7 protein-coding genes are annotated in these 9,141 nt (G+C 63.6%); 5 read left to right on the forward strand and 2 right to left on the reverse strand.

The features are described 5' to 3' along the window. Position 1: 1 nt before the first annotated feature. From Q0J81_RS05000 to glpQ, 4 genes are all read left to right on the forward strand, one after another. On the forward strand, positions 2-1,504 hold the full coding sequence (locus tag Q0J81_RS05000; RefSeq protein ID WP_294446358.1) for a proton-conducting transporter membrane subunit: 1,503 nt from the start codon (positions 2-4) through the stop codon (positions 1,502-1,504). After that, positions 1,504-2,997: an NADH-quinone oxidoreductase subunit C gene (locus Q0J81_RS05005; RefSeq protein WP_294446359.1), complete on the forward strand. Its 1,494-nt coding sequence runs from the start codon at positions 1,504-1,506 to the stop codon at positions 2,995-2,997. Before Q0J81_RS05000 ends, Q0J81_RS05005 begins: the two co-directional genes overlap by 1 nt. A 9-nt stretch (positions 2,998-3,006) precedes the next feature. Beyond that, positions 3,007-3,810: a 4Fe-4S dicluster domain-containing protein gene (locus tag Q0J81_RS05010; protein ID WP_294446361.1), complete on the forward strand. Its 804-nt coding sequence runs from the start codon at positions 3,007-3,009 to the stop codon at positions 3,808-3,810. A 625-nt stretch (positions 3,811-4,435) separates the two neighbouring features. Next, the gene (gene glpQ, locus Q0J81_RS05015) at positions 4,436-5,464 is read left to right on the forward strand and encodes a glycerophosphodiester phosphodiesterase (protein ID WP_294446362.1); all 1,029 of its coding nucleotides are present in this window, start codon (positions 4,436-4,438) and stop codon (positions 5,462-5,464) included. Between the two features lie 470 nt (positions 5,465-5,934). Here the strand turns inward: glpQ and Q0J81_RS05020 are convergent, their stop codons facing one another. Together Q0J81_RS05020 and Q0J81_RS05025 are read right to left on the reverse strand one after the other, a co-directional pair. Then, a complete protein-coding gene (locus tag Q0J81_RS05020) occupies positions 5,935-6,807 on the reverse strand; it encodes an EamA family transporter (protein WP_294446363.1) in 873 nt (290 codons plus the stop codon). A gap of 4 nt (positions 6,808-6,811) precedes the next feature. Continuing rightward, positions 6,812-8,308: a cation diffusion facilitator family transporter gene (locus Q0J81_RS05025; RefSeq protein ID WP_294446364.1), complete on the reverse strand. Its 1,497-nt coding sequence runs from the start codon at positions 8,306-8,308 to the stop codon at positions 6,812-6,814. 380 nt (positions 8,309-8,688) lie between these two features. On the opposite strand from Q0J81_RS05025, the gene Q0J81_RS05030 reads away from it, so the two are divergent. Next, a partial coding sequence (locus Q0J81_RS05030; protein WP_294446365.1) for an SDR family NAD(P)-dependent oxidoreductase occupies positions 8,689-9,141 on the forward strand: 453 nt, incomplete at its 3' end.

Here is a 9,141-nt window from a genome sequence, read left to right on the forward strand (position 1 = left end):
CATGACGCTCGCCCTGCTCCTTCTCGTCCCGCTTCTGGCCGGACTTTTCATGTTCGTTCCCGGTTCGTGGCCCCGCCGCGCTCTGCTCGTGGTCACGGCGTTCATCCACCTTGCGCTCTCCTCGCTCACCCTGCGCGACCTGCTCGCCGGGGCGCATCCCACCGCGCTTTTCGGACTGCTCCAGCCCGACATGCTCGGCGTCGTCTTTCTCATGCTGGCCGCCGTGCTCTTTACTGCGGCTTCCGTGTATGCCGTAGGCTACCTGCGCGAAGAAGACAAAAAGCACGTCAAGCGCGACATCCAGAAGGGCCAGCTCTTCACCAACGCCCCGGAAACTCGCTTTCTCTCCTGCCTGTGCTTCTTCGTGGCGGCCATGACTCTCGTCACCACCACGGCCAATCTCGGCGCGCTGTGGGTGGGCATAGAGCTCACCACCCTCGCAAGCGCTCCGCTCATCTACTTCCACCGCCACCAGAGCTCCATGGAAGCCACCTGGAAATATCTCATGATCTGTTCCGTGGGCATCGCCCTTGCGCTGCTCGGCAACATTCTCATGAGCGTGGCCTTCCACAATCCCGCCGCAGCCGTGCCCGAAGGCATGGATCAGCTTTCCGCCTTCATGGAACGGGCCCGCAGCATCGAGGGAACAAGCCGCGTGCTCTGGCTCAAGGCCGCCTTCATCTTCCTGCTCGTGGGCTACGGCACCAAGATGGGCCTCTCGCCGCTGCACACCTGGCTGCCCGACGCCCACAGTCAGGCTCCGTCCATGGTGTCGGGCATGCTCTCGGGCGCGCTTCTCAACTGCGCCCTGCTCGGCATTCTGCGCGGCCATCAGATCATGCGCGCGGCGGGACTCGGCGAGTTCAGCGGTCAGCTTCTCGTGTTCTTCGGGCTTCTTTCCATGGTCACGGCGGCGGTGTTCATCGTGGGTCAGGGCCACTACAAGCGTCTTCTCGCCTACTCCAGCGTGGAGCATATGGGCATACTCGCCCTGGCCTTCGGCGTAGGCGGCGGCGCGCTGTTCGGCGGCCTTCTGCACGCCGTGTGCCACTCGCTCACCAAGTGCATGCTCTTTCTCGTGGCGGGCAACATTCTCACCCGCTACCACTCGCTCTCCAGCTACGACGTGCGCGGCCTCCGGCAGGACATGCCCCTTTCCGGCGCGCTGTGGACGGCGGGCTTTCTCGCCATCGTGGGTTCTCCGCCCTTCGGCCTGTTCATCAGCGAATTCACCATTCTGAAAGGACTTTTCGCCGAGGCAGGTCTCGTTGTGGCCTTCGTCTATCTCGCTGCGCTCGCCGTCATCTTCGTGGGCATGTCCATTCCGGTGCTGCGCATGGTGCAGGGCACGCCTCCCCACGACGTGCCCATGGACTACCATGAATCCCTTTTCAGCGTTCTTCCGCCGGCCGTCCTCTGTCTCATGGTACTCGGTCTCGGCCTTGCCGTGCCGGACTGGCTTTCGGAAACGCTCAACCGCGCCGCCGCGCTTCTGGGGGCCTGATGTTCAACTACCGCGAATCCATCGACTGGAACGACGTTCCCCTTGTTTCCATGGACGCGCTGTGCGCCTCCGTGGTGGAGCGCTGCCGCAAAGGCTGGCGACTTCTGGCTTTCTTCGGCGTGCCTTCCCCTGCGGGAACCGAAGTGCTCTGCGTGCTTGCCGACGCCTCATCCAGGCTTCTGGACGCCGTGCGCGCCCTGCCCGGCCGTGCCTACGCCTCCATGACGCCGCACTGCCCGCAGGCGCACCTGTTCGAGCGCGAGCTCTTCGAAACCTGGGGCATACGGCCCGAGGGACATCCCTGGCTCAAGCCCGTGCGCTTCTGCCCTGCGGAAGGGGAAAAAAGAACCTCGCGCCCCGGCCCGGCCCAGACCGACTACTACCGCGTGGAAGGCGCCGAAGTGCACGAAGTGGCCGTGGGCCCGGTGCACGCGGGCGTCATCGAACCCGGCCATTTCCGTTTCCAGTGCTACGGCGAAAACGTCATGCACCTGGAAATAGAGCTCGGTTTCCAGCACCGCGACGTGGAGCACCTCATTCTCACCTCGCCCTCGCATCTTGTGCTTCCGCTCATGGAGAACATTGCGGGCGACACGGCCATAGGTCACGCCACGGCCTGCTGCACCGTCATCGAGCGTCTTTCAGGCGTGACCATCACCGACAGGGCGCACATCCTGCGCCGTCTCGCGCTGGAGCTCGAGCGCCTTGCCAACCACACCCGCGATCTCGGCGCCATCGGCGGCGACACAGGCTTTCTGCCTTCCTCGGCGTGGAACGGCCGCATTACCGGCGACTTTCTCAACATCACCGCAGAACTCTGCGGCAGCCGCTTCGGCCGCAACCTGCTCTGTCCGGGCGGCGTGAAGTGGGACGTGGACGCAGCGCTCAGCGAGTCGCTGGTCAGGCGCCTGCGCTCCGCCTTCCGCGATGCGCGCGGCTCCGTGGACGTCATGCTGGAAACCTCCAGCGTGCTGGCAAGGCTCACGGGCACGGGCAAGGTATCGTTTGAAGACGCCCGTGCGCTCGGCCTCGTGGGCATGGCGGCCCGCGCCTGCGGCGTGGACATGGACGCCCGCACGGACTGGCCGCTTTGCGACGTGTCTGGCGGCTCGACGCGCAGGCGCATACGAACCACGGGCGACGTGCTGGCGCGCACGCTTCTGCGCAGCGACGAGCTGAATGACTCCGCAGCCTCGGCCGAATCCGATCTCATGCAGCTCGGCTTTTCCAGCGGTGAAGAACCATGCCGCGTTTCCATGCCCGAAAGCCTGCCCCCGCACCGTCTTGCCGTGGCGCAGGTGGAAGGCTGGCGCGGCGAAATATGTCATCTGGGCATTACCGGCAAAAACGGCGAATGGCTGGCCTACAAGGTGGTGGATCCGTCCTTTCACAACTGGTCGGGCCTGGCCATGGCCCTGCGGGGCGAGCCGATTTCCGACTTTCCGCTGTGCAACAAGAGCTTCAACCTGTCCTACTGCGGGCACGACCTGTAGGAATGTGCCATGCTGAACATCATCAGAGAACGCCTGCACCAGGGCTACCGCACCCTGAACTATCCCTTTGCGTCTCCTTCCATAAGCCCGCGCTTCGCAGGTCTCCCCTCCCTTGAGCCCACTTCCTGCAAGGGCTGCAAAAGCCGCGCCTGCGAATCCGTATGTCCCACGGGGGCCCTGCACATCTCCCCCGAAGGGCCGGAACTCGACATGGGCCGCTGCCTGTTCTGCCGCGCCTGCGAATCCGCCTGTCCGGAAGGCAAGATCACCTTTACCCATGAGCACCGGCTTGCCGCCTACACCCGCGAAGCGCTCATCGTGCGCGGAAGAGCGCCGGAAACCATCGACCAGCCCGGCATACGTCAGGCCCGGGGCGAACAGAAGCGCGACCTGTCGCTCTTTTCCCGCTCGCTCAAGCTGCGCGAGGTGAGCGCGGGCGGCTGCATGGCCTGCGAGGCGGACGTGAACGTGCTCGGCACGCTCATCTACGACCTCGGACGCTTCGGCATCGAATACGCGGCCTCTCCCCGTCATGCCGACGGCCTGCTCGTTACCGGCCCGGTGACGGAAAACATGAAAAAGGCGCTGCTCGACGCCTGGCAGGCCGTGCCGGAACCGAAGATCGTCATTGCCGTGGGCGCGTGCGCCATTTCCGGCGGCACGTTCCGAGGCAGCCGCGAAGGCTGCGGCGGGGTGGAATCCGTGCTTCCCAAGGGATGCGTGGACGTGTACGTTCCGGGCTGTCCGCCCAATCCGTGGACCATACTCGACGGCATTCTGTCCGTGGCGTGGAAAAAGCGCATGGCAAAATAAGACGCGGAGCAGCACTCCGCATTCCCGAAGGGGCGGCATTCCGCCCCTTTTTTCATGCCCCGACGCCGAACGTGCGCCCCTGCCGCCCCTTTTTTCCGGCCTTTGGGGAACGTGCGCCTTTGCCTGCGCCTCTCCCGGCCGTGCGCCCGTTCCGCCGCAGCGCTGCAACGCGCATTCCCGCACGTCCGAAACGGCATGGACAGGCGCCGCCGTTTTCCCCGAAGTCTGCGTCTTCCGACCGCCCGTTCTCCTGCTTTTCTTCCTCCCCGCCCTGCGTCACACGTCAAAAAGCCCCGTCCCTCCTTTTCCGGATCATGCCGTGGGCGCGCCCTCGCTTTCCGGGCAGCCTCGCAATCGAGCGACCATGCATGTTCCTGCCTGCAACCTGCTCTGCATGTTTCTGCAACAATCTGCCGCCTTCCGCCCTCTTCTTCTATGACGCATCTTTTTTTTCAGGCTCTAACTGCCGCAAAACACCGTAAAAACCTTTTTATGCCCTGTACGCCTCGCCTCAAACGGTCATTCCGGCTGGACGTAACGCGCGTGATATGTTATAGGAGCGTCAATCCGGCTACGAATCGCCGTTGTGCCATCGTCCGGTTCACGCTGCAACAGGAGAGTATTCATGCGTAAAGTGCTTCTTGCCCCTGCCCTCGCTCTGTCCCTTCTGCTTCCTCTCTCGGCCAGTGCCGCCGACTATCGTCCCGACGTCGCCGCCCATCGCGGCGCGAGCGGCTATCTGCCCGAACATACCCTGCCCGCCAAAGCCATGGCCTACGCCATGGGCGTGGACTATGTGGAACAGGACGTGGTCATGACCAAGGACGGCAAGCTTGTGGTCATGCACGACATTCTCGTGGATACCACCACCGACGTGGCCAAGAAGTTCCCCGATCGCCATCGTGAAAACGGCCGCTACTACGCCTGCGACTTCACCTTCGACGAACTGCGCAGCCTGCGCGTGACCGAACGCTTCGATCCCAAGACCGGCAAGGCCGTGTTCGCCGACCGTTTCCCCGATTCCCCCATCGCCTATCAGATCCCCTCTCTTGAAGAAGAGTTCTATCAGGTGCAGGGACTGAACAAGTCCACCGGCAAGGACGTGAGCGTGTATGTGGAAGTGAAGGAACCTGACTTCTTCACCGCTCAGGGTCTGGACATTCTCAAGGCCACCATCGACACCATGACCAAGTTCGGCTACAACAGCCCGGACAGCAAGGCCATCCTGCAGATCTTCGACTATGAAGCCGTGGTCCGCGCCCGTGAACTCGGCTGGAAGGGCGAGCTCTGCATGCTGGTTACCGCCGGCGGCCAGGGCGCCAAGGACGACAAGGCCCGCCACAAGTGGCTGACCACGCCTGAAGGCATCAAGGAAGTGGCCAAGTACGCCACCATCTACGCTCCCAACTTCAACCTGCTCGCCGTGCCCACGGCCGACGGCAAGGGGTACACGCTTTCCAACCTCGGCGACCTCGCCCGCGAAAACGGCATGAAGCTGCACTCCTGGACTCTGCGCAAGGACTCCCTGCCCAAGGGCTTCAAGGACTTCAACGAAGTGCTCGACGTGTCCTTCAAGCAGCTCAAGGTCGACGGCATGTTCTCCGACTTCCCGGATCTGCTCGTGGAATACCTCAAGGCCAACAACCTGCGCTAAATAACGACGCCGCGCCGAAAAGAACGTGAGCCTGCCTCATTTTCTTCCGGCGCGGGATACAACAAAGACCGGTCTTCTTTCGGAAGGCCGGTCTTTGTCATAGTAAATGCGATTTCGCAGCATTTCTTCACGATATGCCGCAGGCCGCCGCATGACGGACTGTGTCCACCGGCACGGCGCGGCATCGCCTCAGTTTCCCCAAAAAGCAGGCACGATCGCGTCGCTAATTTCGCGCCTCTTCTGCGCCTGATCGAGCGCCGTGCCGGTCCAGACTCACGCCTCGCAAAAACGCCGCCGAACACGGCACTTATGCGTACGCCCGACCTGCCTCCCGGCCTCTCCGCACCCTGCGGCGGAAGGATGCCGAAAGGTCCGCGTCCGCCTCTTCCTGCGAGCGGGAAAACGGAAAAGCGTCGATCTTTGGAAGACGAACGCTTCATGCTTCCGCAGAAGCGCCCGTATGCGGGCCGTTACGCGTCCTTTGCCTTCCGCATGACGAGCAGCGAGGCGGCAATGACAAGGGCAAGCGCGCACCACTGCCTTGCCGAAAGCACCTCGCCCAGAATGAGAAAGCCGAACAGCGCGGCGGCGGCAGGTTCAAGACTCATGAGCACGCCGTAAGCCTGCGGCGGCACGATGCGCAGCGCCACGATTTCAAGGCCGTAGGGCAGCGCGGAGGCCAGAAAGCCCACGGCAAAGGCCAGAGGCAGCACGTCTGCAATGACGTCGGGCCGGAAAAGGAGCAGTCCGTCCGCCATCACGGCCCAGGGCACGGCCACCAGGGTACCGGCCAGCATGCCCCACGCAGCCGCGCACACGCCTCCGCCGCCTGCGCGTCGACCGAACACGATGTACCCGGCCCAGCCCGCGGCGGCAGCCAGCGCAAAGGCGAACCCCGTCAGATCCAGCCCGGAGTCGAGTCCCGACCACGGCAGAATGAGCAGAAGACCGGCCACGGCCAGCGCCACGCCGGCATAGTCCGTCCATCGGCGCGAGGAGCACACGGCCACGATGAGCGGCCCGGAAAACTCCACGGCCACGGCCAGCCCCTGCGGGATGCGGGCAATGGCCTGGTAGAAGCAGCCGTTCATGAAGGCGATGGCCACGCCGTACACGAGCACGCTTTTCCACTCCTCCCGCCGCGGCAGATGCCGCCACGGACGCAGCGCAATGAAAAGCAGAAGCGTGGCGCAGGCAAGGCGCAGAGCCACGGTGACTTCCGGCCCCACCTTCCTCATGAGGAACTTGGCCTCGGAGGTGCCGAGCTGCGTGGAGGTTATGGACACAAGCAGCATGAGCACGCCGAGGTACGGCCCGCGGATATGGCGCAGAAAGGAAGGCACGGCGTTATCTGGCGGGCTGAGGTTCCACGTGAATGACGATCTGCCCCACGCCGGGCAGCGCGGTGCGTATTTCGTCCTCAAGGCGCGTGGCGAGCGCATGCCCTTCGCCCACGGTGGCCGCATCGGAACGGCAGTGGAAGGTCACGGTCGTGCCTTCATCGCCGGTATACACGTGCAGATGATGAGGTTCGCTCAGAGAAGAATCATGAAGCGCCCTGTCCACGACTCTTTTCGTCAGCTCAAGGCTCATGGGCTCGACGTCGGAATGCGAGCGGCTGCCCCTGGGCTCCATGTGCGACACCACGTACACCGCACCCACGCGACGGCGAAGATCCGTTTCATAGTCCGTCACCTTTTTGTGGGCTTCGGCCAGAGGCATGTCGTCGGGAAGTTCAATGTGCACTTCCACGTGCATGCCGTCGTCCTGGGTAACAAGGCGAAGATTGTGGATCATGAGTCCGTGCAGGGAGGCCAGACGATAGGAGGTGGCGTAGAAGTCGCGGTGATTTTCGTCTTCCGGCTCCATATGCACCGTGGTTTCGGCATCGGGCAGCACGCCGCGCACCACGTTTTCGAGCATGGTGGAAATTTCGTGCGCCATGTCCACGCGCAGATCGGAAGGCACGGACACCACGAGTTCCACAAAATGCCTTGCGCCGCTTTCGCGCACGCGCACGCTGCGGGCCGCGTAGGCGGGGGCGTTGGCGGCAAGCGCGGCACGCACGCGGCGGGCCTGTTCGCTCATGCCGCCGTCCATGAGGGTGAGCACGGCGTTGCGGGCCATGTTCCAGCTCACCACGAGCACAATGGCAGCCACGCCGAGCGCGGCCACGGCGTCGGCCTTGGTAAGGGCCTGGTAGAGCACGGACTCATGATCGACGAATGAGGCGAGCCACACGCAGGTGAGACCGATGAGAACCACGGCAGAAGACCATATGTCCGTGGTAAAGTGCATGGCATCGGCCTCAAGCGCTTGCGACTTGTGCTCTCTGGCCACTTTGCGCAGCATGGCGGAACGGCTTATGTCCACGACAAGAGAAATGATGATCACGCCGAAGGCCCACCACGAAGGCTCCACGGGACCGGCGGCAAAGAAAAGGCGCTCCACGGCCTCAATGATGATCCACGCACACGTCACGAGAAGGAGCACCGTTTCGGCCAGAGCGGCAAGACTTTCGGCCTTGCCGTGTCCGTAGGGATGCCGCTCGTCTGCGGGCTGCGAGGATATGCGGACCGCAAGGCAGGTGATGCCTGCGGCCACGAAGTCGAGCGTGCTGTGCAGCGCCTCGGAAAGCAGACCGAGGCTGTTGGTGGATATGCCCGCAATGAGCTTGATGATGGTAAGCATCGCCGACCAGAGCACCGAAGACACGGCGGCCTTCTTCTTGGCGGCGTCGGCAAGAGCGGCCTCTTCGGCGGCAAGACGTTCCTGTTCCCGTTTTTCCTGTTCGACCCTTTCCAGATCGGCGAGGGTCGTATCATGGTTTTTGCTGCTGTCCATGACAATCATCTCTTTGCTGTGAAATTTCTCCGTCTTACGGCGGAGCCCTCTTTTTTAATAATGCGAAAAGCCGTAGTCAAGCGTCTGTCCGGCAGGCGGAACGGGCATCCGCATCGGCGCTTCCGCAGCATCTCCCCTTCTCTCGTCCGCACGTCATGCGCCCGTCGCCGGGGCGTGCAGCCTCCGCCCCTGCACCCCGCTTTTGCGGGGCATGTTCCGTTCCCAACACCGCCGTGCGGCAAAGGCACGATACGCTCTCCCTCGGCTGACCAGCCTCCCGCCCGCGTTCCAGAAGCGTCTCTTCCCTCCGCATCCGGTTGCCTTGCCCTTTCAAAACGGCTATCGTGTCCCCATTCATTCATCCAAGCAAGGAGTGTTCCATGTCCAAGCACATACTCATCACCGGCGCAACCTCGGGCTTCGGCCTTGCCACCGCACGCCTGTTCGCCGCCGAAGGCTGGCACGTCGCCGGCACAGGCCGCCGGGCGGACCGCCTCGACGCCCTGCATCAGGAACTCGGCGACGCCTTCCTGCCCCTTCCCCTCGACATGCGCGACAGAAGCGCCGTCATGGAAACTCTGAGCAACCTGCCCGGCGAGTGGAGCGACGTCGACGTGCTGCTGAACAACGCCGGCGCGGCCCTCGGCCTCGACCCCGCGCAGGAATGCGACCTCGACGACTGGGACGCCATGGTCGACACCAACATCAAGGGCCTGCTCTACGCCACGCGGGCCATTCTGCCCGGCATGGTGGCGCGCAACCGCGGTCACATCGTCATGCTGGGCTCCGTGGCGGGCAACTATCCCTATGCGGGCGGCAACGTGTACTGCGGC

This window comes from uncultured Mailhella sp. (assembly GCF_944324575.1).
In the GTDB taxonomy this organism is placed as follows: Bacteria; Desulfobacterota; Desulfovibrionia; order Desulfovibrionales; family Desulfovibrionaceae; genus Mailhella.

Excerpts from the sequence above, each read along its gene's own strand:
- glpQ (WP_294446362.1), top strand. The coding sequence starts at position 4,436 with ATGCGTAAAGTGCTTCTTGCCCCTGCCCTCGCTCTGTCCCTTCTGCTT.
- Q0J81_RS05005 (WP_294446359.1), top strand. The coding sequence starts at position 1,504 with ATGTTCAACTACCGCGAATCCATCGACTGGAACGACGTTCCCCTTGTT.
- Q0J81_RS05025 (WP_294446364.1), bottom strand. The coding sequence starts at position 8,308 with ATGGACAGCAGCAAAAACCATGATACGACCCTCGCCGATCTGGAAAGG.
- Q0J81_RS05000 (WP_294446358.1), top strand. The coding sequence starts at position 2 with ATGACGCTCGCCCTGCTCCTTCTCGTCCCGCTTCTGGCCGGACTTTTC.
- Q0J81_RS05010 (WP_294446361.1), top strand. The coding sequence starts at position 3,007 with ATGCTGAACATCATCAGAGAACGCCTGCACCAGGGCTACCGCACCCTG.